Origin of the sequence: Pseudomonas sp. ef1, from assembly GCF_007293365.2 — a bacterium.
Classification (GTDB): domain Bacteria; phylum Pseudomonadota; class Gammaproteobacteria; order Pseudomonadales; family Pseudomonadaceae; genus Aquipseudomonas; species Aquipseudomonas siliginis.
Map to the genome: position 1 here is coordinate 1,278,953 of NZ_CM129815.1, position 25,356 is coordinate 1,304,308.

Sequence of the window (25,356 nt, forward strand, 5' to 3'; positions counted from 1 at the left end):
AGGGATGACTAGCGGCCGTTTTTGTTTCTGAGAAGGGCTTATTCGCTCTTGTCTTCCTGGGTCTCTACCGACTTCCCATAAGCATCCAGCGCCACCCCGAAATCCGTAATGAACTGCGGCTCGCTCAGCCAGGCCTGGGCTTGTTCGATGGTCATGCCGTCGGCCCACATGCGGTAGTCGATGAGCATGTCGGCGGCCAGGTGCGTGGCGGCCATGCCTTCGTTGTCGGCGTTTTCCATGTCGAGCAGTTCAGGATGGTCGACGATGATGAAGGCCAGTTCGCGCAGCAGGGTCAGCAGCATTTCGTTGCGGCTGACGGCTTCGGCGTCGCGCATTTTGCTGAACATCGCCAGGGTGTATTCCGGGATCGGCTCGGCGAGGTGGCCGAGGTCTTCGTCCTGATCCAGCGGTTTGCGCCCGACCATGCGGATCTGCTTGGCTTTGGCCTTGGCGCGTTTGGCGCGTTTCTGTTGCTTGTTCAGGGATGCCATGGGAGCTCAGTTCTTCTGTTGGGTTTGTGCAGCGATCGCGTCGGATGCCGCTACATAGTCAGCCTGGAAGGCTGGGGATTCGATCCACGCCAGCGCGCCGGCCTCGTCGGTTTCCTGCGACCACTGGCGATACTCGATCAACGCGGCGAGGATGAAATCCATCGCGCCTTCCTCACCTTCCTGCTCATAGACCAGTTCCAGCAGCGGATCTTCAAGGAACGCGGTGCACATGGCCTGTTGGCTGATCTTCTCGGCGTCGATCATTTTCTTGAACAGCTCGGTCAGGTCCACCGATTCGAAGTCGATGCGGTCGTCGTTCGGGTCCAGCTCGACCGGCGCTTCGGCGCGCTTGGTGCGGTTCTGCTTGGCCTTGGCTTTGGCCCGGGTGGCGCGTTTTTGCTGCTTGTTGGCGGAGGCCATGATGTGTTCCGTCGTGCGTTGAGAGGGGCTCAGCTGCGTGGCACTTGTCGGCCGGGTGTATCGGCGGCCAGTGCGCCGGTCTGCAGCCAGGTCAGAGCAATGGGCCATAGTGTGGCTTGGTATGCGCTGCGAAAAAAGCCGAAATGTCCGACTTGTCGTTCGCCGATGTCCTGCGGCGCAATGCGCAGATGGGTTTTTGCCGCGTAGCTGAAGTAGCCGAGCAGGCGTTCGATCGCCGGGATCGTTCCGTAAGGATCATCGCTGAGGCTGATGGCGAGGGTCTGCGCGCGGACGCCATCGAAGGGCAGGGCGCCCGCCTTTTTCATCAGCACCCGACCGCTTGGACGATCCTCGTACCGTGCAGTGGGTGTGTTCCAGTCGCAGACTACGCCGGTTGGCGTGTCCTCCAGCCAGCCGATCCGCTTGCCTGGAAAATAGCCGCAGAGCAGCGTCATCAAAGGCATGATCACATGCCACTTGCCGAACATCCGCCAGCGCTGTTCGGAAGCATAATCGCGCCAATAAGCGAACTGCGCACCGACGGTTACCAACCGTCGGATCACCTTGCCCGACTCCGCCAAGCCCGCCGCGCAGCCGCCGAAACTATGGGCGACCACATCGATTGGCTGACCGGGAAACTCCCGCTGCGCCCGTTTGAGCATCGCTTCGAAATCCAGCGCGCCCCAGTCGCTCCACGAGGCACGCAGCCCTTTGATCGACTCGCCGCGCGATTCGCCGATGCCCCGATAGTCGTAGGTCATCACGTCGAAGCCGTGGCAGAACAGATAGGCCGCGAACCGTGAGTAGTGGCGACAGCGCACGGAGGTGGCGGCGTTGATGATGACCACCGGGCGCTGTGGATCGGGCGAACTATGGCGCCAGGTGAAGCCGCCGAGTGCGTAGCCGTCGTCGGCAGTTTCCTTGAAGGACGTGCCTTCAGCTGCAGTCAAAACTGGTTGGCTCAACTCTGCGTCTTCCAACTCGAATGGGGGCTTGCTGCCTATGGCGCTTGACCTCGGCGGTTAGGTGCCAACCATAGTCGCCGCGCTGATCAAGAACAATCCGGCCGGTTCATTCACTGGATTGAATGAGCATGCGTTCTTCGATCAACGCCTGTTCGCGGTTGAGTTCAGCACGTAACTCTTCTTCGCTCGGCAGTATCGTCTTGTAGCTGCTGGCGAACAGTTGCTCATTGCCTTTGAGCATGGAATAGCGCGCCACCGAGTCATTGCTTTCCGCGCTGAGAATGATACCGACGGTTGGCTTGTCACCTTCGCTGCGCTTGAGCTCGTCGTACATGCGCACATACATGTCCATCTGCCCGACATCGCGGGCGCTGAGCTTGCCGCGTTTCAGGTCGATGATCACGAAGCACTTGAGCAGGTAGTTGTAGAACACCAGATCGATATAGAGGTCGACGCCGTCAGTGCTGATGCGTTGTTGGCGGGCGACAAAGGAAAAGCCTTTGCCAAGTTCAAGCAGAAAGCTTTGCAAGTGATCGATGAGGGCTTGTTCGAGTCCGCTTTCCCTGACTTTGCCTGCCGAGGGCAGACCGAGAAATTCGAGCATGACCGGGTCGCGAATGAATTCCCGCGGATTGCATTTCATCGCGTCGATGTTGGTCGTGGCTTCCTCGACTACCTCGGCTTTGTCCTGACTCATCAGCAGGCGCTCGTAGTAGAGCGTCAGGATCTGACGATCAAGGGCGCGGCTTGACCAGTTGAGGTCGGCGCATTCGTTCATGTACCACAGGCGCGCTTTCTCGTTCTCGACGCGTAGCAGGCGGCGGTAGTGGGTCCAGCTCAATTCGGAACGCACTGCGTTCCAAATTGGAAAAGACTGATAAAAGCTACGCATATATCGCAGATTGCGCTCATCAAATCCCTTCCCGAATTGCCCCGTTAGATCCTTCGCCAGCAGCGCGAGCAACTGCTGGCCATAACCCGCTCGCTGAGCGCCTTTCTGTTCGAACTCGACGATGTGCCGGCCGATTTGCCAACAAGTCTGCACCTGAATCGTATCGACCGCGCGTAGCACTTTTTGCCGCGCCTGGCGAATCAGCTCGCCCGGTTCGCCCAGCAGTGAATCGATTTTATGGTCTTGCGTATCAGCAGGTTTGAGCTGGCTCATCGGGTCTTCCGCATTCTGGAAACAGAGACGCAAGCATGCCGGGGAAGGCGGCGCAGGTATGTCGGGCGAACCTGCGAGTTCGGAAGGAAGGGTGGGACAGGCGTTGCGGGACATTGCCACCGGAAGGCGCGCAACGGGGTAAATGTCCGTAGTCCATTTCGTACTTTTGCCCAGTCAATCGCCGCAGAGTTGGCAGCGCTGCGGTGAGCGATCTGGTGTTGCGCTGGAATGAAAGAACAGGCAGGCAAGAGGCTGCTTCAAAAAAGCGCCCCAGTTGCATCATCGCGAGCGCTTGCCCTTCGACCTCTGCTCACGCATCCGTCCTTTGCGATAAATCCACAGCCCGAACACACCGATGGCCAACATGAACGCGGTCCAGAAGCTCTGCCACATGAACTCGAACCAGTATCGCCGAGGTTGCAGTGCCAAGGTGTAGGTGCTGCGCGGTCCGCGATTGTTGGTGGTGATGGAACCGCTGACCCAGCTTTCGATAAGCATGTAGATCGAAAGACACACGGCTAAGGCAATCAGCACGCCAGCGAGCACGGTAAGCCAGAACGTCCAGCGGCTCGGGCGATACGGCGGGGGATGCGGCAAGCGAATACGGGTTCTTTTCTGATTCATAAGCGAGGCTCGCGCAAGCCGGTCAGGAAACTGCCAGCTCTTGAAGTTGTTCAGTCGGCATCTGCCGCGGGCTCGTCGGGCGTGCGGCAAGGTGGGCGCATTCGGCGATCACCTTGAGAATGCCGATCACCGCCGGGGTCAGCGTAGTGCCGAGGCAAATGCGCACGCCTGTGGAAGCCTGGCCGTCGGCGAAAAAGATGCCGCTGCCAGCCACGTGGCAACCGCGCTCCGTGGCCAGTTGCTGCAGCGCAGACATGTCGGTGTGTGCCGGCATTTCGACCCAGTGGATGAAGCCGCCGCGCGGTGGCACATAGACGGTCCCGAGCGGGAAATCCGTGCGCACCAGTGCTTCGACAAAACTCGCCAGCGAGGATAGTTGCGATCTCAATCTGGCGCAGTGTTCGTCCATGTAGCCACGGCCGATAAATTCATTGAGGACGTTTTGCGCAAGGCTGGAAACGGCCAGGTTGCGCGAAAACATCTGCGCGAGGATGGCATTGCGGTATTTGCCGGCCAGACACCAGCCGACGCGATAACCCGGCGCGATGGTTTTGGAAAAGGACGAGCAGTAGATCGTCTGGCCGCTGCTGTCGTAGCTCTTGAGGGCGCGCGGCCGATCAGCTTCGGGCACCAGGTCGAAGAAGATGTCGTCTTCGATGATCGGCACATCCGCTTCCCGGGCGATCCTGGAAAGTCGCGCGCGCGCTTCGTCGGGCATGATGAAGCCACGCGGATTCTGCAGCGTCGGGTTGAGAAAAATCACCGCGACCTTTTTTTGCTTCAGCGCTTCTTCCAGATGATCGACATCCAGGCCCGTACGCCCGTGGGTGCGGATCGGCAGGGCGCGCATGCCCAGGCGTTCGATGGTCTGCAGGATGCCGTAATAGGTCGGGGTTTCGATGGCGACTGTAGCGCCTTTCGACGCGACGGCTTCCAGGGCCAGTTCGAGAGCGATGGTGTCGCCCGATGTCACCAGAATGTCGTCCGGCCCGCATACCACTCCGCGAGTCAGCATCAGGCCGGCAATACGCCTTCGCAGCGCGGGAAGGCCGGGTGGCGCGACCAGGCCGCTCAGCGTGTTGTCAGTCTTGGCGGCCAGCACCGAGAGGCATTTGTTGAGCAGCACGTTGGGCGTGAGATCGCTGTGCAGGACAGCCGAATTCAGCGATGCGGTGGTGCGCGAGGCCGCTTCGGAGAGCATCGCAACCACCGCATGATTGACGTTGACGGTGACACTGGAAAAGTCGAAAGCGCCGGACGGTTTTGCCCGCCCTGATGCCGAGACGAAGTAGCCGACGCGCGGCACCGTCGAGACGTAGGCGTCGGCCTCGAGATCGGCCAGCGCCCGCTGCACCGTGGTGATGCTGGTCTCGAACATCCGCGCCAGAACGCGGATTGACGGCAGTTTCGCTTCGGCCGCCAGGTCACCGCTGTCGATCTGGCGAATAATCCAGTCCTTGACTATCCGCCAGCGCTTGTCCGGCAAATCAAACCTGTCCATAAGTTCTCTGTGATGATTCGAAACAATTCACAGAAAGTAGAGCAAAACGATCCCCGTTGCAGCAACTATGACGATGTTCAGCGCCACCAGACCGAAGGCGAAGCGGATCAGGCTGTTTTCTTCCTGGCGGTTGGCCCCGGCAAGTCCGGTGATCAATGACAGGATCGACAGCGAGCCAAGTGCGCCATGGCCGGCGGCGCTGTTGACCATTGCCGCCAGCCACGCCCCGTGTTCGCTGCTCAGCGCGGCAATGGACGGCATCACCAGCGTGTTGCCGCCGACGTTGGAGCCGGTGACATAGCCGGCAATCCCTGCCAGCAGGGCGATCGTCGGCGCCAGCGAAATACCCGACATGGATTGCAACGCGCTTTGCGCCTCGACAAGGAATCCGGCGTTGACCATCACCTGGGAGAGCAGCAGGAACAGGAAGATTGTCGTGACCGGAAACTTCGCCCGGTTCAACAGCGCTTGCCAAGGAAATCCGGCGCCTGCTGTTTGCCTGAACGCCATCAGCACGGTCACGATCAGCAGCGCCAGCCCTGGAGACGCCAATGGCTTCCATGAAACGTGTTCGCCCCTGATGACCCACAGGCCATCCCAACCCGACAGCACGAACAATCCGCGCGACGCCACAATCACTCCCAGCAAGGCCAGATAAGGCCATGCCGCGCTCGGCCAGCGCACCAGTTTTTTCCGTTGCGCCCAGGAGATGCCCAGGCCGACGCAAGCCACGGCCAGCCCGGCCAGCACACCGGAAACTTCCGGGCCGACCCACAGGTTGACGCAATACAGCACGGCAACGAACAGGGCGGTCACGACGATCAGCCCCAGCCACGGAGTAATCCTGCGGATGCCGGCCTGCCACAAGGCCAGCGACGCCAGGCAGAGGAACACCGGCGCGCTGATCAGCGCTGAATGGCTACCGAGGGTTTGCGCCGGCAAATGTGCCAGCAGGGCACCGATCACCGTTGCCAGACCCAGCGTGCCCCACGGCATGATGACCATGCCGGCGAGAGCGATTTTCATCCCCGACTGGCGAGTGAAAAGCCCCATCAGCAGCGGCACCGTGGCAATCAGGGAAACGCCGAAGCCGGTCATCGCTTCCAGCAGCGGCGCCAGCCCCAGCACGATGAAAATCACCTGCGCGGGGGGTGTCCAGCCGAGTTCCTTGACCCACGCGCCGATGGCCTGCGGTGCACCGCCGCGCTCGACCAGAATGACGAAGGCCAGCCCCGGGACGATTACGCACGCGGTGCTGAGAAACAGGATCGTGGTGTCCTGAAAAATCGCCGAGGAGATGGCCGCCGACACCGGCCCGGCAGCGCCCAGTGCCCACAGCACCAGCACCAGCACCACACCGGCCAGCGCGGCCTGTACCGGCGGACGCCGGAGGATCAGGATCAGCGCGATCACCAGCGCGATCGGTGACATTTGCAGCAAGAGAGAACTCATAGCAGTTTCCTTGGCTTAATCGTGCGTCTGTCCGCTGTACTCGGTCGCCCGCATGGACGCGCGCTGGCAGAACGTCTGATACCACTCGCTCAGGCGTGCTTGCGCCGAGAAGTCCGAGAGTTGACGGAAAGCGATCCAGTCCAGCGCGGTCGCCAAGGCGATGTGGCCGATGGTGATCGGGCCATTGAGGTCGACGTGTTCTTCGATGAAGCGATACGCCTCCTTGAGTTTGTAGGCCTGGCCGTCCGCGTACGCCGGATAGCGCAAAGCCTCGGGGCGCCGCTCGACTTCCCAGCGCAGCTTGATGCCGACGTCGCACATGCCCTGCGCCAATGCCTGCAGGCGCAGCGCCTTGTAGCGCTCGGGGCCGCTTGCCGGAATGAATTTACGGCCGTTGCTCAGGTCATCGAGGTATTCGCAAATCACGATGGAATCGAACAGTGCGGTGTCGTCGGGCAGCATCAGCACCGGCACTTTACCCAAGGGGTTGGCCTGGTAAATGGTCGCGTTCGGTGAAGTCGGGCTCGTCTCGTGATGTATCACCTCAAGGCTCGATGCGATGCCAAGTTCGTGAGCCAGCACCAACACCTTGCGGGCGTACGGCGAATGCGTCTGATAGTAGAGTTTCATGCGCGAGTTCCTGTCTCAAGGATGGCGGTGGCGACTCGATGGGCGTCCATGAACAGCCGCGAAGGTGCGCCCGCCGAGGTGACGTAGTGGTTGTAATAGCAAGAACCTTCGGCGAGCGGTCCCAGCACCCAGATGTCACGCACCGCTTCGCCGCTGTTCGACTTGGGGTTGGACGCCGCGTCGACATCGATGCCGTCGATGCCCGGCACATCGGTGCGTGGACGCACAAGGCCCAGGCGCGCGAGGTCGCGCACAGGTGCGCAGTCGCTGTGGGTGACGCCGCTGCTCTGCACGTAACCTGCGACTCGCTTGAAGTGTTCGATAGCCGGGCGTGAGCCGGGCTTGAGGAAGGTCAGCAGGCCGGCATCACACAGCGCGAGCAGATCGGCGTGGCGCTCCTTCTGCGGGCCGGCGACCAGACGGTTGATCGCCTTGTGCCAGCGGCCATAGAACTGCCGATGCGAATCTTCGGTGAGCCCGTCGAAATCGACCGCCTCACGCAGCCGATCACGCAAGTCACGCCAGACTTCGATGGCGGCTTTGATCGGCGACGCGCCGCGTCCCAGACGTGCTTCATGCAAGTCGGCTTCGAGGGTGTCGTAAATCCATGCGTGATAGTTGTAAGGCGTGACGCTGTCGGGCAGTTTGTGGCTGATCAGCTCCAGCGGACTGATAGCGCCGGCAATCGCTTCGAACTCGCGCAGCAAGGCTTCACAAGCGGCCACACCGGCAGGGCCGGCAACGCTGACGGTTCTGAGCTGCTCAAGCAGCTGTTGCGGCGCTGAAGGTTTATGCAGAACGGCGACCGCAGCGGCACGCATCTCCAGCAGCATCAGCGGCAGAATGTCCCGTTCGAAATCCAGTCGGCGGTTGTGCGCGTTGAGCCGCAACGACTCGATGCGCTCGCTCGTCAGCAGCACGGCGCTATGGCGGGGGCAGCCGACCAAGCCATTGGGACGCGTGCGAAACGGCAGCCCGTCCCGCGACTGAATGAAGATCACCGGCTCCTGACCCGAAGGCTGGTAAGTGTGACTGCCATCGGCCATGGGTTTGTAGATCCCGCCTCTGCCAGCCGTCAGCGCCGCCAGGGTGTCCATGGCGCCCAGGCCCAACCCTTCGATCAACACCGTTTCGCCGGGCTCGACGGTGGTGAGGCTGCCGGGCAGCGGATAGACGTTATCGACCCGGTTCTGCCCCGCCAGGCGCAGGCGCCCGGTGTGGCCGACGGTCAGCACCAGACGATCCACCGTCACCGCAGCGCCGTCGGCGGTCAGCAGAAGGTATTGCTGATTCTCGTTGCGCTCGACCGCCGTGACCTGATGCCGATGCAGATTGACCGTGACCCAGGCGGGTGCGGTAGCGAGGATCCGCGTGAAGGCGTCGGCCAGATAAGCGCCGAGCAGGTGCCGTGGCAGAAAATCCTCCGGCTCGACGTCGCGACCGTCGGCGGCGAGCAGGCCGCTGTCGGGGTCAACCTTGACGCGCCGTGCTCGGCACCACGCGAGAAAGTCCGGCCCTGGTCGTTCCCGGGCGTCGGTCAGATCACCGAACGCTGCTGCGTCGGGAAATACCCCGAGCTGACCGGCGACGGTGTTGAGCAACAGGTAGTCCGGTTGATCGGGCCAGTGCGCGCCGCTGCCGAGCACGTTGGGCTCGAAGATGTCGATGACGACCGGTTGTTGCGGGCGTTCCTCGGTGCGGCTCAACAGGCGCTCGAATACCGACATTCCGCGCGAACCGCAGCCGACCAGTCCAATGTGCACAGGCGCCTTCACCATCTGCGCTCCTCGCCAAAAAATGACGGGATGGCAATTGCCGTACCGGCCGCCACCGCAATGTCGTGGATCATCCGGCCAATCGCGAGATCGAGAATGCCCATGCCGAATGGCGAATAGATCAGCGGTTTGTCTTGGGCGACATGCAGGTCACCGCGAATCAGCTGCGCCACTGTGCCGGTGACAAAGTCGCGATGGCCGTATTGCTGCTCGGCCAGATGCGGTGAGGTATTGGCCTTCAGGCAATGGGTGATGTCGTCGAAGTAGTTGTAACTTTCCTCGATGATTTCGGCGCCGATATCCCGCAGCGAGATGTTCAGAACAATCTGCCCCGGGCGGAACGTGCCCTGGCCTTTTACGTAGGGCTCGCCCGCGCTGGTGGCGAACACCACGATGTCGGCAGTCAGTGCGTCTTCGAGCGACAGCAGGCGTACATCCGGCAGGCCCAGTTGTTCGCCAAATTCCGCGAGGGCTTGCGCCGATTCGGCGTTGAGATCGTGAATGCCCACGCTGTCGAAGGACCAGTCGTCCGCGACGAAAGTCTCGAGGATATTTCTTGAGATTACCCCGCCACCAATGATCGAAAGTGTCGCCGCGTGGCGGTTCTGGCCATTCAGCCACCAGGCACCCAAGACTGCCGACGCTGCCGTGCGCACGGCACTGATCAGTGCCCCTTCGAGCAGGGCGTAGGGATAACCGGTCTGCGGGTCGTTGAGAATCAGCACGGCAGATGCGCGCGGAATGCCTGACTTGATGTTGTCGGGATAACTGGCAATCCACTTGATCCCGGAGACGGATTGATCGCCCTCGCTGTCGACGATGGCCGCCGGCAGCGCAATGATCCGGTTCGCCGGTTGCGCAGGGAAACGCAAAAAGTAACTGTCGGGGTTAACGGTTTCGCCACGCTCGTGGGTCAGGTAGGTCTGCGCCACCATGTCGATGGTTGCATGCCGCAGCCCGTTGAGGATGTCTTTGACGACAGCGCCGGGGATGACGTGGAACGGCTGGATCGGATTCTGTGTGGTCATGAGGATTACGCCGAGAGTGCCAGAGCGATTTCAGGGAAAAGGGGCTGCAGTGCGGTTGCGCCGATCCGCTGGGTGACCCAGTCGTCGGAGTAGATGGTTTCGAGATAGCGCTCACCCATGTCCGGGGAGATCGCCACCACGACATCGTCGGGCCGGATACGCGGCGCCCACTGGCGGATGCCGGCGAGCACAGTGCCGGTGGAGCCGCCGAAGAGCAGGCCGTAGCGTTGCGCCAGCCAACGGCAGACCTTGATCGTCTGTTCCTCGGGAATCGACAGGAAGTCGTGAATGCCCGACGACTCGAATATCTCCGGCAGGCGGCTGGTGCCGAGCCCCGGGATATGGCGCGTGCCGCCCGGCAGGCCGAACGTCACCGAGCCGACGGTATCGACGGCAATGACTTTGGTCTGCGGATGATGTTCGGCGAAGTAGTTCTTGCAGCCCATCAGCGTGCCGGTGGTTCCCGCGCCGACGAACAGGTAATCCACCTGGGGAAACTTGCGCGCGATGGACCTGGCAGTCGCTTGATAGTGGGCGAGGGGGTTGGTCGGATTCTTGTACTGGTTGAGCCAGATGTAGTCGGCGTTGTCAGCGACCAGTTGTTCGATCAGGCGAATCCGCGAATTCAGGTAACCGCCGTTCTCGTCACGCTGATCGACCATGAGCATTTGCGCGCCAAGGGCTTGAATCAGCTTGCGGTTCGGCGCGGAAATATTCGGGTCGATTACGCAAACGAACTTGTAGCCCTTGGCGGCGCAGACCATGGCCAGCGCAACGCCCAGATTCCCCGATGAGGATTCGATGAGGCGCGTCTTGTGGTTGATCAGTCCGCGGACTTCAAGATCAGTGATCAGCGCGTGCGCGGTCTTCAGCTTGATGGAGCCCGCGGGATTCAGTCCTTCGATTTTCAGCTGGATCGTTGCGCTGCAAAGATCGCCGATCTGCACATAACTGTCTTCATTGATGAGTTGCTTGATCATACGTCGTCCGTTTCGCTCTTTTGCCGGGCGCACGGGGGCGCCAGCATTCATCCTGGAATGTTTGAAAAGCAGTAACTGCAGTTCGCCTGTGGGTTGGGTTTCAGATTTTTTTGCTGGACAGGAAGTGACCTTGCGGGCGACGCCGATCGATTCAAAAAATCAGGGTTTTGCGCTCTGAGGGCTACAGGAGTCCAGAGTGTTGCGGGGCGCAAAGTAGAGCCAGTCATTGGCTCGCCAAGGCTTGCTTGAAGTATTGGCGAAACGCCATCTGCGCGGAGAGATACAGATTTCCGGTTTTTTCCAGTACAGCTGGAATCCGGGTGTATCGAAGGGGACGAGGGGAGGGGAATCAAATCGCAGGCATAAAAAAACCCTGAATCTTGCGATTCAGGGTTTTCGGTATTTGGTGCCCAGAGACGGAATCGAACCGCCGACACGGGGATTTTCAATCCCCTGCTCTACCGACTGAGCTATCTGGGCAACGGGGCGCATTAAAAGGGTTTTTCGGATTTACGTCAACGACTTTTTGAAAATTTCTTAAATTAATTCCGTCGCTTACGAAATATACCGGTTATTCGGCTGGCGGCACGTAGCCTTCGGCCTTGGCGTATTCCTCGCCGGAGAAGTACTTGTCCATTTCGCCCTGCAGGTATTTGCGATCGTCGGCGTTCATCATGTTCAGGCGCTTTTCGTTGATCAGCAGGGTCTGGTGTTTCTGCCAGTCGGCCCAGGCCTTGGCCGAGACGTGGTCAAAAATATCCTGGCCCTTGGCACCCGGGAAAGGGGCGCGCTCCAGCGCGGGCAGTTCTTCTTTGTACTTGCGGCACATTACGGTGCGGGTCATGGCGACTCTCCTGCATTCAATACGGCGGCCGCGCGCTCGAGCAAGGTCTTGACCGGGGCAGCAAGGCCCAGGCGCGGCGGGGTGGCGAGGTTATACCAGAGCCAGTCGGCCTCGGCCACGTGATGGCTGGCTTCCTGCACCTGAACCAGCCACGGTTCGATGGACAACTGGAAGTGGCTGAAGGTGTGAATCAGGCTCGGCAGCGCCTGCTGCTGGCCCATGGTCAGCGAGTGCTGATCGGCAAGATGTTGCAGATCTTCCAGATCATCCAGCTCCGGCAGGCTCCACAAACCGCCCCACAGTCCCGTCGACGGGCGGCGGTAAAGCAGAATCGCGCCTTCACCGTTGGCGAGCATCGGCATCAGCGTGCGTTTTTGCGGGATGGCCTTGCGTGGCTTGGGAATCGGATAACGTGTTTCCAGGCCAAGCATGTGCGCTTCACAGCCACGCTTGAGCGGGCACAGCAGACAGCTCGGCTTGCTGCGCGTGCAGAGTGTGGCGCCAAGATCCATCATCGCCTGGGTGTAAGCGTTGACCCGATCGTGCGGGGTGAAGCGCTCGGCGTTGGCCCAGAGCTGTTTGGCCACTTTTGGCTCGCCAGGGTAGCCCTCTTGCGCAGTGAAGCGCGCCAGCACGCGTTTGACGTTGCCATCGAGGATCGGCGCGCGCAGGCCCATGCTGATGCTGGCGATCGCCCCGGCGGTGGACAGGCCGATGCCCGGCAGCTCGGTGAGTTTTTCCACGTCGCGCGGGAATTCGCCAGCGTACTGGCTGACGACGATCTTCGCGGTCTTCTGCAGATTGCGTGCGCGAGTGTAATAACCCAGCCCGGTCCACAGATGCAGCACCTCGTCTTCCGGCGCTTCGGCAAGCGCTTCGACTGTCGGCAGCGCCGCCATGAAACGCTCGAAATAGTTGAGCACGGTGCTGACCTGAGTCTGCTGCAACATGATCTCGGACACCCACACCCGGTACGGATTGATGTCCTGCTGCCACGGCAAATCGTGGCGGCCATGGCGGTCGAACCATTCCAGCACCGCCGTGGAAAACTGCTCCGCTGTCATCGCTTGAACAGCCCCTTCAATGCGTTTTTCAGTTCCGGACTGACTTTGTCGCCCAATTTCTCGTCGATCTTTTCGCTGAGTTTGTTGCCGGCCATTTTGCTGGCGACCTGACCAAGGCGGTCATTGTCGACGCGACAGGCCTTGGCCCCCAGTTCCAGCGGGCCACGGCAGCGCAGCGGCCACTCGATGCCGACGAACTTCTCGCCGACCTGACAGGCCGGGTCAGGCATGGCGCTGGTGTCGCCCTCGACGATGATGCCGACGCGGTAATCCATGCCGAGCACGCGCAGGTCGATGTCGCCGTCACCGTTGACGGTCATGCCAGGGATACGCACTTTCAGGTCGGGGTTGCTGGCGACGCCGTTGCGCACGGTCAGGTTGCCCTTGAGCTCCTCGAACGGCGTGTCCTTGCCCCGAGGCTCGCCGCTAAGGGTCTTGCGGTTGAGGGTGGCGATGCCTTTGCACAATTGCTGTTCGAGATTGGCGTTGAGCAGCACGCCGTTGTTGATGACGAAACTGGCGTTGCCGTTGAGCGTGTCGATCAGCGCCTGCTGGCTGTTGCCGCTGCCGGTGAGGCTGCTGGTCAGCGTTACCAGACCTTTGACCGGCGGAGTCTTGCCTTGGCTTTCGATGATTTTTTCAGCCGGCACACGGTTGAGCCGGGTCTGCAGGTTGAGCACCGGCGCGCTTGGGCGTACGTCGAGTGTGCCGTTGGCGACGAAGCCGCCGTTGTACAGATCACCGCTCAGGTTAGTCAGCGTCAGCAAGCCGCCCTGGCCGGTGGCTTTGAGCGCGGCGTTCTGGATCGGCAGCTTGTCGAGGGTCAGTTGGCCGAAGGTCAGGTCGGCATCGACGTCGAGTTTGGCCAGGCGTTCGACCGGCAGCAGACGCTCGGTGCTCCAGGCGGTTTTGCTCGGTTTGTCCGGCAGCGGCGTGGTGCCTGCGACGGCGCCAGCCTCGGTGCTGGCGACTTCGGCCTGACGGGTTTGCGTGGCGTTGTTGGCCTGGGCCGATTTCGGTGGCAGGTAACGGTCGACGTTGAACGTGTCGGCCTTGAGAATCGCGCGCAGCGATTGTTTGGCGAAGTCCTCGATGGCGATGCGGCCGCTGAAGCTGCTGTCATCGAGTTTCAGGTTGATATTGTCGAACGACAGACTGGTCGGGGTGGCCGCAACGCGGCTGACCAGTTCGACCTTGCTCAGGCTGCCTTCGCCCATCGCCGGCAGTGTCTGGCCGATGCTGTCGACGAATTTCGCCAGATCGAACTGGGCGATGGAAATGCCGCCGCTGATCTGTGGCGTCTTGTCGAGGTCGTTGGCTTTCAACTCGCCCAGGGCGCGCAACTGGTTGGCGGAAATCTTGATGCCGGTCCATTCGGCGACGTTCGCTGCCTTGTCCAGCAATAACTGGCCCTGAGCAGAGAAGGTCATGGTTTTGCCTTGCAGCGGATCGCCAGCGAGTTCGCCGGTCAGCTTCAAGTCTTCGAACTTGTAGCGTTGCAGGGCGCGCTCGAAGCGCAGCTCGCCGTTGAGCTCGGTACGCACGCGCAGCACCGGTTGATTGGTGCCAAGGAACGCGGTGGCTTTCACCGGGATATTGGTCGAATCGTGTACCGGGCCGGTGCTCAACTGAATGCTTTCGGCACTGAACTGCTTGCCGGTCAGCTCATCGTTGTATTCAACGCGGGCGTTGTTGACGGTCAGACTGTCGATGTCGAGGCGGATCGGTTGCGCCGGTTTTTCCACGGCGACGGTCGGCTCGCTGGCGGTCGCGCCCGGTGTGGCGGGTGGAGTCGAGCCAGGTGCCACAGGCACCTTGCCGATGTCTTCCCAGTTGCCGTGGCCGTTCTTGTCGCGGTTCAGGCGCAGGTTGAGGCCTTCGACGCGCACGTCACTCATCTGCACTTCGCGGCGCAACAACGGCAGCACGCGCACGGACAGGCCGAGCATCTGCAAGTCGGCAAACGGTTCGGCAGGTTTGGCCAGGGTGGCGACGCTGGCTTCGTGCAATTCCAGGCCGAGCCACGGGAACAGGCTCCAGCCGATATCGCCATTGAGCGTCAGCTCGATGTGGGCCTTGTCGCGGGCTATCTGGCGGATCTCGTCTTTGTAGTCGTTGGGATCGAAGAGGTGGGTCAGGGCAAAACCTGCCGCCACAATGATCAGCAACAGCCCGAGAAGTACCAGACCCAGGATTTTGCCGAACGCTTTCATGGGCGAGTCCTTGTAGTTAGTCGAATTCGTCATTTGGCCGGGGAGTATAGCGCTGCAAACACCCGGTTCGGTGTGGCGTCATCTGCCGAGGGTCGGCGGTGGCACCTGCAACTCCGCCACCGGTGCCTGCGCTTGAGGATGCCCGGCGGGCGCCAGAGGGCGCAATCCGGCCCCCGCTTGCGACGCCATTTTCTGCGCTTGGTTCACCAGTCGTTCAGCCCCGCCAAGGCGACGGGTAACTTTTCGCACGCATAAATGGGACAAGTAGCGAATGCACATATCGGTGTCAGGCACCTGAACAACATCCGGCATGGTAACCCCGTTGAAATGCCGTCTGTAGGAGCTGCGGAACGCTGCGATCTTTTGATTTTGGCATTTTCAAAAAGATCAAAAGTTCGCAGCGTTCCGCAGCTCCTACAGGGGGCGAACACAGTTGACAGAAAAAAGGTGATATCAGTTTGGTTTTTCTGTCACCTGAGAATGGTAACCTTCGCCAGTTCGTCCGCCCGTCTGCGACTTAACGTCGCGCCTTCAAGGAGCTTCACCTAAAAAAACGGTCATGCCTGCGTGCATAAGGCCGAGGGTGAGCAGTGGCTGGCGAACCATACTAACAATTGGGGGATACACAATGAGCACGAGCATCACGGCGGACGGCCTCAAAGCCGACCAGCCTGCGTTCCTGTCCAAGGAACGCATCATCGCCAAGCCCGGTTTCAACCGTTGGCTGGTTCCACCGGCCGCTTTGGCCATTCACCTGTGCATCGGCATGGCCTACGGCTTCTCGGTGTTCTGGTTGCCGCTGTCCAAGGCGCTGGGCGTTACCGCGCCGGTGGCTTGCGCGCCGGACATGAGCTTCATCGCACAGGTATTTTCGTCGAACTGCGACTGGCCGATCTCCATGCTCGGCTGGATCTACACGCTGTTCTTCATCTTCCTCGGCTGCTCGGCAGCGATCTGGGGTGGCTGGCTGGAACACGCCGGGCCTCGTAAAGCGGGCGTGGTCTCGGCCTTGTGCTGGTGCGGCGGTCTGCTGATTTCCGCGCTGGGTATCTATACCCACCAGATCTGGCTGATGTGGATCGGCTCCGGCGTGATCGGCGGTATCGGTCTGGGCCTGGGCTATATCTCGCCGGTGTCGACCCTGATCAAGTGGTTCCCGGACAAGCGCGGCATGGCGACCGGCATGGCGATCATGGGCTTCGGTGGCGGCGCGATGGTCGGTGCACCGTTGGCGACTGCGCTGATGAGCCACTTCGCATCGCCAGAAGGCGTGGGCGTATGGCAGAGCTTCGTGGCCATGGCGGCCATTTACTTCGTGTTCATGATCGGTGGCGCATTGTCCTACCGCGTGCCGCCAACCGGCTGGAAGCCTGAAGGCTGGACCGCTCCGGCGAAGAAAGCTTCCAACGCGATGATCACCAACCGTCACGTTCACGTGAATGTAGCGTGGAAAACTCCGCAATTCCGTCTGGTCTGGCTGGTGCTGTGCCTGAACGTGTCGGCGGGTATCGGTATCCTCGGCATGGCTTCGCCACTGTTGCAGGAAGTGTTCGGCGGCAAACTGCTGGGCGTCGATGTGCCGTTCGGTCAACTCGACGCTGGCCAACTGGCCTCGATCGCGGCGATCGCAGCGGGCTTCACCGGACTGCTGAGCCTGTTCAACATCGGTGGCCGCTTCTTCTGGGCTTCGTTCTCGGACTACCTGGGCCGCAAAAACACCTACTTCGTGTTCTTCGCGCTGGGTTTTGCCCTGTACGCGCTGATTCCGAACATGGGCCATCTGGGCAACGTTGCGCTGTTCGTGGCGGCGTTCTGCATCATCCTGTCGATGTACGGCGGTGGTTTTGCCACGGTTCCGGCGTATCTGGCCGACCTGTTCGGTACACAGATGGTCGGTGCGATCCACGGTCGTCTGCTGACTGCCTGGGCCGCTGCCGGTGTGCTCGGTCCGGTGCTGGTGAACTACCTGCGTGAGTATCAGTTGAGCATCGGCGTGGAACGCGCTGCCGCTTACGACATCACCCTGTACATCCTCGCCGGCCTGCTGGTTCTGGGCTTCCTGTGCAATCTGATGGTGCGCCCGGTGGCCGACAAGTACTTCATGACCGACGCTGAACTGGCCGCCGAACAGGCGCTGGGCCACGACAAGGGTGCCGATGCCAGCACCGTTCTGGAGTGGAAAGCTGCGCCGGGCACCAAGCCTTTGGCGATCGCTGCCTGGCTGGTAGTGGGTATTCCGTTGGCGTGGGGTGTGTGGGTGACCCTGCAGAAGACGGCGGTACTGTTTCACTAAGGTGTTAGCTGAATAAACACCGAACCTGTGGGAGCGAGCCTGCTCGCGAAGACGGAGCACCAGTCGACATCAATGTTGGCTGGCGTACCGCATTCGCGAGCAGGCTCGCTCCCACATTTGTTTATGGCATGCCTGTACTGGCTTGTATGGACATGTCTACCCGCGACAGCCGGGCGTTCTATCCGTCAGGCATCTCTCCTCTCGTGTTTCTGTTTGCGCCTCGCGTGCCTATAATGGCTGCCTTTTTCGCCCAATGATTTTGCGGAGCTGGTGATGGCCGAACGTAAGGCGTCTGTCGAGCGCGACACTCTGGAAACCCAGATCAAAGCCTCGATCAACCTTGATGGCACCGGAAAGGCCCGATTCGATATCGGTGTACCTTTTCTTGAGCACATGCTGGATCAGATTGCCCGTCACGGGTTGATCGACCTGGATATCGAATGCAAGGGCGATCTGCATATCGACGACCACCATACGGTGGAAGACGTCGGTATCACCCTCGGCCAGGCGTTTGCCAAAGCCATCGGCGACAAAAAAGGCATCCGTCGCTACGGCCATGCCTACGTGCCGCTCGATGAAGCGCTGTCGCGCGTGGTGATCGATTTCTCCGGTCGCCCGGGCCTGCAGATGCACGTGCCGTACACCCGCGCTACCGTCGGCGGTTTCGACGTTGACCTGTTCCAGGAGTTTTTCCAGGGCTTCGTCAACCACGCGCTGGTCAGCGTGCACATCGACAACCTGCGCGGCACCAACACCCACCACCAGATCGAAACCGTGTTCAAGGCTTTCGGCCGCGCGCTGCGCATGGCTGTCGAGCTGGACGAGCGCATGGCCGGGCAAATGCCGTCGACCAAAGGCGTTCTGTAATGCAGACGGTTGCAGTTATCGACTACGGCATGGGCAATCTGCACTCGGTGGCCAAAGCGCTCGAGCACGTCGGCGCCGGCAAGGTGCTGATTACCAGCGACGCGAACGTGATTCGAGAAGCCGACCGTGTGGTATTCCCGGGCGTTGGCGCGATTCGCGATTGCATGGCGGAGATCCGTCGCCTCGGCTTCGATTCGCTGGTCCGTGAGGTCAGCCAGGATCGGCCGTTCCTCGGCATTTGTGTCGGCATGCAAGCCTTGCTCGATACCAGCGAAGAGAACGCCGGCGTCGACTGCATCGGCCTGTTTCCGGGCGCGGTGAAATTCTTCGGCAAGGATCTGCACGAAGACGGCGAGCACCTGAAGGTCCCGCACATGGGCTGGAACGAGGTGAAGCAGAACATCAGTCACCCGCTGTGGCACGACATCCCCGACCTGGCGCGTTTCTATTTCGTGCACAGCTACTACATCGCCGCCGCCAATGCGCGTCAGGTTGTAGGCAGCGGTCATTACGGTGTCGATTTCGCCGCAGCGCTGGCCGATGGCTCGCGTTTCGCCGTGCAGTTCCACCCGGAGAAAAGCCATACCCACGGCCTGCAACTGCTGCAGAACTTCGCTGCGTGGGACGGTCGCTGGTAAATGGCTGTCAAGAAATCCAAACCGCCGATTCTGACCCTCACTCCCGAGCAGGAGAGCGAGGCCAGTCGCAAGATTCAGCGGTTCATGGAAGACCGTTTCGAACTGGACCTGGGGTCGTTCGAAGCGGCGGAAATTCTTGAGCTGTTTACCCGCGAGATTGCTCCGCACTATTACAACAGGGCGATTTTCGATGTGCAGACCCACCTCAAGGAACGGTTTGAAAGCATCGAAAGCGACCTGTGGGCGCTCGAAAAAAATTAGGAGCAGCTGCAAGCTTCAAGCTGTCAGCTGCAAGAATCAGACACACGTGCGCGCTTGCAGCTTAAAGCTTGCAGCTTGCAGCTCTTTGACGAAGGAAAAGCATGCTAATTATTCCTGCTATCGATCTTAAAGACGGTGCCTGCGTGCGTCTGCGCCAGGGCCGCATGGAAGATTCCACGGTGTTCTCCGATGACCCGGTGAGCATGGCTGCCAAGTGGGTGGAGGGCGGTTGCCGCCGTCTGCATCTGGTCGACCTGAACGGCGCGTTCGAAGGCCAGCCGGTCAACGGCGAAGTGGTTACCGCAATCGCCAAGCGTTACCCGACCCTGCCGATCCAGATCGGTGGCGGCATCCGTTCGCTGGAAACCATCGAGCATTACGTCAAGGCGGGCGTGAGCTACGTGATCATCGGTACCAAAGCCGTAAAAGATCCGGCGTTCGTTGCTGAAGCCTGCCGTGCGTTTCCGGGCAAGATCATTGTCGGTCTGGATGCCAAAGACGGTTTCGTCGCCACCGACGGCTGGGCGGAAATCAGCACCGTACAGGTCATCGACCTGGCCAAGCAGTTCGAAGCCGACGGCGTATCCTCGATCGTTTATACCGACATCGCCAAAGACGGCATGATGCAGGGCTGCAACGTACCGTTCACCGCCGCGCTGGCCGCTGCCACCAGGATTCCGGTGATCGCTTCCGGCGGCATCCATAACCTGGGTGACATCAAGTCGCTGCTCGACGCCAAGGCACCGGGCATCATCGGCGCGATTACCGGCCGGGCGATCTATGAGGGCACTTTGGATGTTGCAGAGGCTCAAGCTTTTTGTGATGGCTACGCGGCCAGATAAAAGCAGCTTCAAGTTGCAAGCTGCGAGCTGCAAGTTAGAAGCGCGACCGCAATCCGCCCTTTCTTGCAGCTTGAAGCTTGAAGCTTCTTAATCGGAGATTAAGTCTTATGGCGTTAGCCAAACGCATCATCCCTTGCCTGGACGTGGACAACGGCCGGGTCGTCAAAGGCGTGAAGTTCGAGAACATCCGCGACGCCGGTGACCCGGTGGAAATCGCCCGTCGCTACGACGAGCAGGGCGCCGACGAAATTACCTTTCTCGACATCACCGCCAGCGTCGATGGCCGTGACACCACGCTGCATACCGTCGAGCGCATGGCCAGCCAGGTGTTCATTCCGCTGACCGTCGGCGGTGGTGTGCGTACCGTGCAGGACATCCGCAATCTGCTCAATGCCGGCGCGGACAAGGTGTCGATCAACACCGCCGCCGTGTTCAACCCCGAGTTCGTCGGCGAGGCCGCGCAGCATTTCGGCTCGCAGTGCATCGTCGTTGCCATCGACGCCAAGAAAGTTTCCGGTCCCGGCGAAACCCCGCGCTGGGAAATCTTCACCCACGGCGGGCGCAAGCCGACCGGTCTCGACGCAGTCGAGTGGGCGAAGAAAATGGAAGGCCTCGGTGCCGGCGAGATCCTCCTGACCAGCATGGATCAGGACGGCATGAAAAACGGTTTCGACCTCGGCGTGACCCGCGCCATCAGCGACGCGCTGGGCATTCCGGTGATCGCTTCCGGTGGTGTCGGCAATTTGCAGCATCTGGCCGATGGCATTCTCGAAGGCCATGCCAGTGCGGTGCTGGCGGCGAGTATTTTCCACTTCGGCGAATACACCGTGCAGGAAGCCAAGGCCTACATGTCGCATCGCGGCATCGTCATGCGCTAAAGCGTACAGGCCAGTGGACAGCATGGCGCGCCCAAGGCACTCTTGGGCACGCCATGGATTCCGGTAGCCCGACATGATCAAACGCCTGCTTGTTGTTCTCGCCAGCGCCTCGTTGTTGTTCATCAGCAATGCCCGGGCCGAAACCAGTCCCGACACCGATCTGGTGCTGCTCACCGAGAACTTCCCGCCGTACAACATGGCGAAGAACGGCAAGAATTTCGCCCAGGGCGACAACATCAACGGCATTGCCACGGACATCGTTCGCGAGATGTTCCAGCGCGCCGGCCTCACTTACAGCCTGACCCTGCGTTTCCCCTGGGAGCGTGTCTACAAACTCGCCCTGGAGAATCCCGGCTACGGGGCCTTCGTCATGGCGCGCCTGCCCGATCGCGAAAGACTGTTCAAATGGGTCGGCCCAATCGGCCCGGACGACTGGATCCTGCTGGCCAAGGCTGACAGCAAGATCACCCTCGAAACCCTCAATGATGCGCGCAAATACAAGATCGGCGCCTACAAGGGCGATGCGATTGCCGAGACGCTCACCAAGCAAGGCCTCAAACCGGTGGTAGTGCTGCGCGATCAGGACAACGCAAAAAAACTGCTCAATGGCCAGATCGATCTGTGGGCCACGGGTGATCCTGCCGGCCGTTATCTGGCGCGGCAGGATGGCGTGACCGGCCTGAAGACCGTGCTGCGCTTCAACAGCGCCGAGTTGTATCTGGCGCTGAACAAGGACGTCTCCGATGAGGTGGTCAACAAGCTACAGACCGCGCTGGATCAGTTGCGCAAGGAAGGCGTGGTCGATGAAATCATGGCGCGCTATCTGTAACGGCTGACTCGTCGGGCTCTGGCTGGGAGGCGCTGATTTCGCCCTCGGTCGCAGGCGCAAGCACAGTCTGATCTTCGACCGCCTCCGGCTCAGTTGCGACGATGATTTCAGGCTCGGTGGGTGCGTACTGGCTGATATGCAGGCTATTGCCATCGGTGTAGCTGAAACCTTCCGTCACTGACGTACCGTCTGCGCGCACCAGGCTGTATTCGCTCTGCGCCAGATAAGCCGCCACGGAGCGGTTTTTGTCCACCACTGCAACCACTTCGATGGTCGCAGTATTGAGCCATTCATTCGAATGCAGTTCGCATTGGGTGAAATCGTGGCCCAGCCGTGCGGAAAACATCAGCGCGCCGTGCTGACGGGTTTGCCATTGCGCGCCGAATTCGATGGATGTGGTCTGGGTGAAAGTACGTAAGCCGCCAGTACGCTGGGCGCGCTGCGCATTCCACCTGAATATCTGGTTGTCGTTGCCACTGTTGCGTGCGTGACCGACGAGGATGTAGCGATCCTTGCGTTCAAGCAGATAGAAGGGCGAGTGACGCCATTGCTCAGCGGCGGTGTAACGCGGATCGTTGACCGTGAACCAGGGGAGGCTGGCGGTGTAAGTCGCATCGTCCGTTGGCTCTACAGGTGTTGGCGTTTCGCCGCAGAGCACCGGTGGAGATGGGCGTGTAGACATCTGCAGGCCGATCTGCAAGCGCAAGCAGTAGACCGGGAAACTGGCCGGTCGGGTGTAGTCACTCAAGCTGAAAAAACTGCCCGATGCCAAATAGACTTCGCCCGGCAAAGCGGCTGGAGGAACGGCGCTCCAGGTGCTGACGCGCTGTCGGGCCTTGCTGCCCTTGTCGTCCCAGAGCAGATCGGTGGTATTCGACGCGATCACCAGGTCTTCGCGAACGCAGCGCACCGCGTTGAGCGAAGGTTTTTCATGATCGTTCGAGCACACCGACCCCAGCGCTACGTAGCCTGCGGGAGCTAGCGGTCGCCAGATCGACAGATCTCTTTTCGAGCCTGATCCGGAGTCCTTCCAGACCAGCTCGTAATCATCGGGACGTCGCAGTGCCCTGCCTTTGGTGGGGTCAGTGCTGGCAATGTCTGCCTCACAAACAACCGCCACCACGCGTTCGCCGTTGATGTTGCCAACGCCTCTGGTGACGAAGTCGCCCAAGGGGAAATAACCGGGCAGCGCGTCGGGAGCCGGGGTCGGGCGCCAGAACGACGCGGGTCTGGCTGACAAACCGTTGGTATCCCAGATGCGCAGAAATTCTGTTGTGAAGTTGATCAGCAGGTTATCGATGCGGATCGGTTCAGTCCGCCCAACGGGCGGGATAATCGGGGCGTTGTTTGTCATGGGCACTCCTGATAGTTGCAAGCGACTCAAAGGAGTCGCGACCTGTTGCAGGTCTCACTATCCGGAAGGGGGAGGGGCGTTCGGTGGTAACTATGTATTGCAACGTGACCGGGTGTTACCGGTAAACGCCATCCTTGCCATGGCCAGCCATGGCGCGGTTGCTGCGCACGCTGATCATCTGCCTGATATCGATCCAGTCGATGCCCTGCGCTTTGAGCTTGGGTAATTCGCGCTCGAGCACCGCCAGGGTCTGCGGATACGGATGGCCGATCATTACAGCTGAACCCTGTTTGTGCGCCAAGGCGATCGCGGTCTGCAACTGAGTGGCAATGGCCGCTTCGGTGCGCTCATCATCAAGAAACACATCACGGGAAACGCTGGCCAGATCGATTTTCTGCGCCTGCTGCGCAGCGACCGTTTGAGCGCTGGTGCGGCTGTCGACGAAGAACTTGTGCCGACGCTGCAATTCGCCCATCAGCCACGCCATCGCCGCTGGCTGCGCGGTCATGCGGCTGCCCATGTGATTGTTGATGCCGGCGGTGAACGGGACTTTTTCAAACGCGGCATTCAGGCGTTTCTGCAGCTCTTCGATGGGCAGTTCCGGGTGCCAGGCGTAAGGCCCGGTGGCCGGGTCCATGGGCATGTGCAGGATGACGATCTTGCCGGCGCGATGGGCTTCGCGGGCAAATTCCGTGGCGTGGGGGGTATCGGGCATGATCGCCGCCGTGACCGGGCCGGGCAGGGCGAGCACGCGACGATCCCGGGGCAGGTTCTGCCCCAGGTCATCGATGATCAGTGTCAGGTAGGCCTTGTGCGGCGAGGAACTGGCGGGCTCTGCTTGGGCAAGACCCGCCAGACAGCACAACAGAACGCAGAGGGAACGCAGCAACATCCTCAGCGGCCGGACGTGATGCTCAGGCCTTTGAGCAGGCTCAGGGCCTGGGCCAACTGGTAATCGTCATCCTGCGGCATCGCTTTGGCCTTGCCGCCGGAACCGCTCGGTTTGTCGGCGCCGCCGTTGCCGTTGCCCAGGTGACCTTGCAGATCAGCTTCCTTGAAGTACTCGCTGTCGGCTTCGTTGGTGATCTTCGCGCGGCGCACTTCGATGTCCGGCACGATGCCCTGAGCCTGGATCGAGCGGCCGTTCGGCGTGAAGTACAGCGCGGTGGTGATCTTCAGCGCGCGGTCGTTGTTCAGCGGCAGCACGGTCTGCACCGAGCCCTTGCCGAAACTGGTGGTGCCCATGACCACGGCGCGTTTCTGATCCTGCAGGGCGCCGGCGACGATCTCCGAAGCCGATGCACTGCCACCGTTGATCAGCACGACCATCGGCACCGCTTCGCTTTCGTCCTTGCCGGTGGCGGAGAAGCGCAACTCGGAGTTGGCAATGCGGCCCTTGGTGTAGACGATCAGACCTTTGGTGATGAAATGGTCGACCACTTCCACCGCCGATTGCAGCACGCCACCGGGGTTGTTGCGCAGGTCGAGGATGATGCCGTTGAGCTTCTTGCCGTTGTCCTTGCGCAGTTTGGCCAGAGCCTTGGAGACTTCTTCGCCGGTCTTGACCTGGAACTGGGTGATGCGGATGTAGCCGTAGCCCGATTCCAGCAGCTGCGCCTTGACGCTCTTGACCTGAATTACTGCACGGGCCAGGGTCACGTCGAACGGCGTGCCGCCATCGCGAACCAGGGTCAGGGTGATTTTCTGGCCGATCTTGCCGCGCATCTTGTCGACGGCTTCGGTCATGGTCTGGCCACGGGTTGGCTGGCCGTTGATCTTGACGATGAAGTCACCCGCCTGGATGCCCGCCTTCGACGCTGGCGTGTCATCAATCGGCGAGACGACCTTTATGAAGCCGTCCTCGGCGCCGACTTCGATGCCCAGGCCGCCGAATTCACCGCTGGTGCTTTCCTGCAGCTCGGTGAAATCTTCCGGGCCAAGGTAGGCCGAATGCGGATCGAGGTTGCTGAGCATGCCCTTGATCGCGTTTTCCAGCAGGGTCTTGTCGTCTACAGGCTCGACGTACGCGGCTTTGATCCGGTCCATGACCTCGGCGAAGGTGCGCAGCTCTTCCAGTGGCAACGGCGCCTTGGCGGTCGCGGCAGTGCCTGCCGGAGCGACGGTCGGGGCCGGTTGCGCGGCGAACGCCAGAGGCGCGCCGATCACCAGGGCGATCGTCAGGGCCAGCGAGGTAAGGCGGGACAAATGCAGCATGTCGAACGAACTCCTGAATTAGGTGGTG

24 protein-coding genes, 1 tRNA gene and 1 pseudogene are annotated in these 25,356 nt (G+C 60.8%); 7 read left to right on the forward strand and 19 right to left on the reverse strand.

What is annotated here, in order from left to right; translation table 11 throughout:
* Nucleotides 1-38: 38 nt before the first annotated feature.
* The 16 genes and pseudogenes from FEE99_RS05970 to FEE99_RS06045 all read right to left on the reverse strand — a co-directional run.
* Nucleotides 39-491: a hypothetical protein gene (locus FEE99_RS05970; protein ID WP_041477513.1), complete on the reverse strand. Its 453-nt coding sequence runs from the start codon at nt 489-491 to the stop codon at nt 39-41.
* A 6-nt stretch (nt 492-497) separates the two neighbouring features.
* Nucleotides 498-911, reverse strand: coding sequence for a hypothetical protein (locus FEE99_RS05975; RefSeq protein WP_016772137.1), 414 nt, complete (start codon nt 909-911; stop codon nt 498-500).
* Nucleotides 912-940: 29 nt separating this feature from the next.
* Nucleotides 941-1,876: an alpha/beta hydrolase family protein gene (locus FEE99_RS05980; protein ID WP_237143805.1), complete on the reverse strand. Its 936-nt coding sequence runs from the start codon at nt 1,874-1,876 to the stop codon at nt 941-943.
* Between the two features lie 106 nt (nt 1,877-1,982).
* Nucleotides 1,983-3,041: a PDDEXK nuclease domain-containing protein gene (locus FEE99_RS05985; RefSeq protein ID WP_041477515.1), complete on the reverse strand. Its 1,059-nt coding sequence runs from the start codon at nt 3,039-3,041 to the stop codon at nt 1,983-1,985.
* A 279-nt stretch (nt 3,042-3,320) separates the two neighbouring features.
* A complete protein-coding gene (locus FEE99_RS05990) occupies nt 3,321-3,665 on the reverse strand; it encodes a hypothetical protein (protein ID WP_041477516.1) in 345 nt (114 codons plus the stop codon).
* 22 nt (nt 3,666-3,687) lie between these two features.
* On the reverse strand, nt 3,688-5,166 hold the full coding sequence (locus FEE99_RS05995; RefSeq protein ID WP_041477517.1) for an aminotransferase-like domain-containing protein: 1,479 nt from the start codon (nt 5,164-5,166) through the stop codon (nt 3,688-3,690).
* A gap of 27 nt (nt 5,167-5,193) precedes the next feature.
* Nucleotides 5,194-6,618: an L-lactate permease gene (locus FEE99_RS06000; protein ID WP_041477518.1), complete on the reverse strand. Its 1,425-nt coding sequence runs from the start codon at nt 6,616-6,618 to the stop codon at nt 5,194-5,196.
* Between the two features lie 15 nt (nt 6,619-6,633).
* Nucleotides 6,634-7,248 (reverse strand): glutathione S-transferase family protein, encoded by a 615-nt coding sequence (locus FEE99_RS06005; protein WP_041477519.1) that lies wholly within the window; start codon nt 7,246-7,248, stop codon nt 6,634-6,636.
* Nucleotides 7,245-9,026 (reverse strand): FAD/NAD(P)-binding protein, encoded by a 1,782-nt coding sequence (locus FEE99_RS06010; RefSeq protein WP_041477520.1) that lies wholly within the window; start codon nt 9,024-9,026, stop codon nt 7,245-7,247. Before FEE99_RS06010 ends, FEE99_RS06005 begins: the two co-directional genes overlap by 4 nt.
* Nucleotides 9,020-10,051, reverse strand: coding sequence for a 2,3-diaminopropionate biosynthesis protein SbnB (sbnB, locus tag FEE99_RS06015; protein ID WP_041477521.1), 1,032 nt, complete (start codon nt 10,049-10,051; stop codon nt 9,020-9,022). Before sbnB ends, FEE99_RS06010 begins: the two co-directional genes overlap by 7 nt.
* Before the next feature lie 5 nt (nt 10,052-10,056).
* On the reverse strand, nt 10,057-11,031 hold the full coding sequence (sbnA, locus tag FEE99_RS06020; protein ID WP_041477522.1) for a 2,3-diaminopropionate biosynthesis protein SbnA: 975 nt from the start codon (nt 11,029-11,031) through the stop codon (nt 10,057-10,059).
* Nucleotides 11,032-11,435: 404 nt separating this feature from the next.
* A tRNA-Phe gene (locus FEE99_RS06025) sits at nt 11,436-11,511 on the reverse strand.
* A gap of 91 nt (nt 11,512-11,602) precedes the next feature.
* A complete protein-coding gene (locus FEE99_RS06030) occupies nt 11,603-11,875 on the reverse strand; it encodes an oxidative damage protection protein (RefSeq protein WP_041477523.1) in 273 nt (90 codons plus the stop codon).
* Complete coding sequence (mutY, locus tag FEE99_RS06035) at nt 11,872-12,939, reverse strand: A/G-specific adenine glycosylase (RefSeq protein WP_041477524.1); 1,068 nt, start codon at nt 12,937-12,939, stop codon at nt 11,872-11,874. The genes FEE99_RS06030 and mutY overlap by 4 nt, the downstream gene beginning before the upstream one ends.
* Entirely contained in the window at nt 12,936-15,152 is a 2,217-nt protein-coding gene (locus tag FEE99_RS06040) for an AsmA family protein (RefSeq protein ID WP_041477525.1), read from the reverse strand. The genes mutY and FEE99_RS06040 overlap by 4 nt, the downstream gene beginning before the upstream one ends.
* Before the next feature lie 78 nt (nt 15,153-15,230).
* Nucleotides 15,231-15,419 (reverse strand): annotated as a pseudogene (locus tag FEE99_RS06045) (aspartate 1-decarboxylase autocleavage activator PanM); the annotation flags it as partial.
* A 361-nt stretch (nt 15,420-15,780) separates the two neighbouring features.
* On the opposite strand from FEE99_RS06045, the gene FEE99_RS06050 reads away from it, so the two are divergent.
* The 7 genes from FEE99_RS06050 (at nt 15,781) to FEE99_RS06080 (ending at nt 21,760) form a co-directional block, all read left to right on the forward strand.
* Entirely contained in the window at nt 15,781-17,445 is a 1,665-nt protein-coding gene (locus FEE99_RS06050) for an OFA family MFS transporter (protein ID WP_016772126.1), read from the forward strand.
* Nucleotides 17,446-17,718: 273 nt separating this feature from the next.
* Nucleotides 17,719-18,312: an imidazoleglycerol-phosphate dehydratase HisB gene (hisB, locus tag FEE99_RS06055; RefSeq protein ID WP_016772125.1), complete on the forward strand. Its 594-nt coding sequence runs from the start codon at nt 17,719-17,721 to the stop codon at nt 18,310-18,312.
* A complete protein-coding gene (gene hisH, locus FEE99_RS06060) occupies nt 18,312-18,950 on the forward strand; it encodes an imidazole glycerol phosphate synthase subunit HisH (protein WP_016772124.1) in 639 nt (212 codons plus the stop codon). The genes hisB and hisH overlap by 1 nt, the downstream gene beginning before the upstream one ends.
* Nucleotides 18,951-19,211, forward strand: a complete 261-nt coding sequence (locus FEE99_RS06065; RefSeq protein WP_016772123.1) for a DUF2164 domain-containing protein — start codon at nt 18,951-18,953, stop codon at nt 19,209-19,211.
* Nucleotides 19,212-19,312: 101 nt separating this feature from the next.
* Complete coding sequence (gene hisA / locus FEE99_RS06070) at nt 19,313-20,053, forward strand: 1-(5-phosphoribosyl)-5-[(5-phosphoribosylamino)methylideneamino]imidazole-4-carboxamide isomerase (protein ID WP_039756586.1); 741 nt, start codon at nt 19,313-19,315, stop codon at nt 20,051-20,053.
* 107 nt (nt 20,054-20,160) lie between these two features.
* Nucleotides 20,161-20,931, forward strand: coding sequence for an imidazole glycerol phosphate synthase subunit HisF (hisF, locus tag FEE99_RS06075; RefSeq protein ID WP_016772122.1), 771 nt, complete (start codon nt 20,161-20,163; stop codon nt 20,929-20,931).
* 73 nt (nt 20,932-21,004) lie between these two features.
* Nucleotides 21,005-21,760 (forward strand): substrate-binding periplasmic protein, encoded by a 756-nt coding sequence (locus FEE99_RS06080; RefSeq protein WP_041477526.1) that lies wholly within the window; start codon nt 21,005-21,007, stop codon nt 21,758-21,760.
* Here FEE99_RS06080 and FEE99_RS06085 read toward each other — a convergent pair.
* The 3 genes from FEE99_RS06085 to FEE99_RS06095 form a co-directional block, all read right to left on the reverse strand.
* Nucleotides 21,741-23,114 carry a Vps62-related protein gene (locus tag FEE99_RS06085; protein WP_081932411.1) on the reverse strand — a complete coding sequence of 458 codons (1,374 nt, stop codon included), beginning with the start codon at nt 23,112-23,114 and terminating at the stop codon, nt 21,741-21,743. The genes FEE99_RS06080 and FEE99_RS06085 overlap by 20 nt on opposite strands.
* A 115-nt stretch (nt 23,115-23,229) precedes the next feature.
* Nucleotides 23,230-24,006: a divergent polysaccharide deacetylase family protein gene (locus FEE99_RS06090; protein WP_041477527.1), complete on the reverse strand. Its 777-nt coding sequence runs from the start codon at nt 24,004-24,006 to the stop codon at nt 23,230-23,232.
* 2 nt (nt 24,007-24,008) lie between these two features.
* The gene (locus tag FEE99_RS06095) at nt 24,009-25,328 is read right to left on the reverse strand and encodes a S41 family peptidase (protein WP_039756590.1); all 1,320 of its coding nucleotides are present in this window, start codon (nt 25,326-25,328) and stop codon (nt 24,009-24,011) included.
* Nucleotides 25,329-25,356 lie beyond the last annotated feature (28 nt).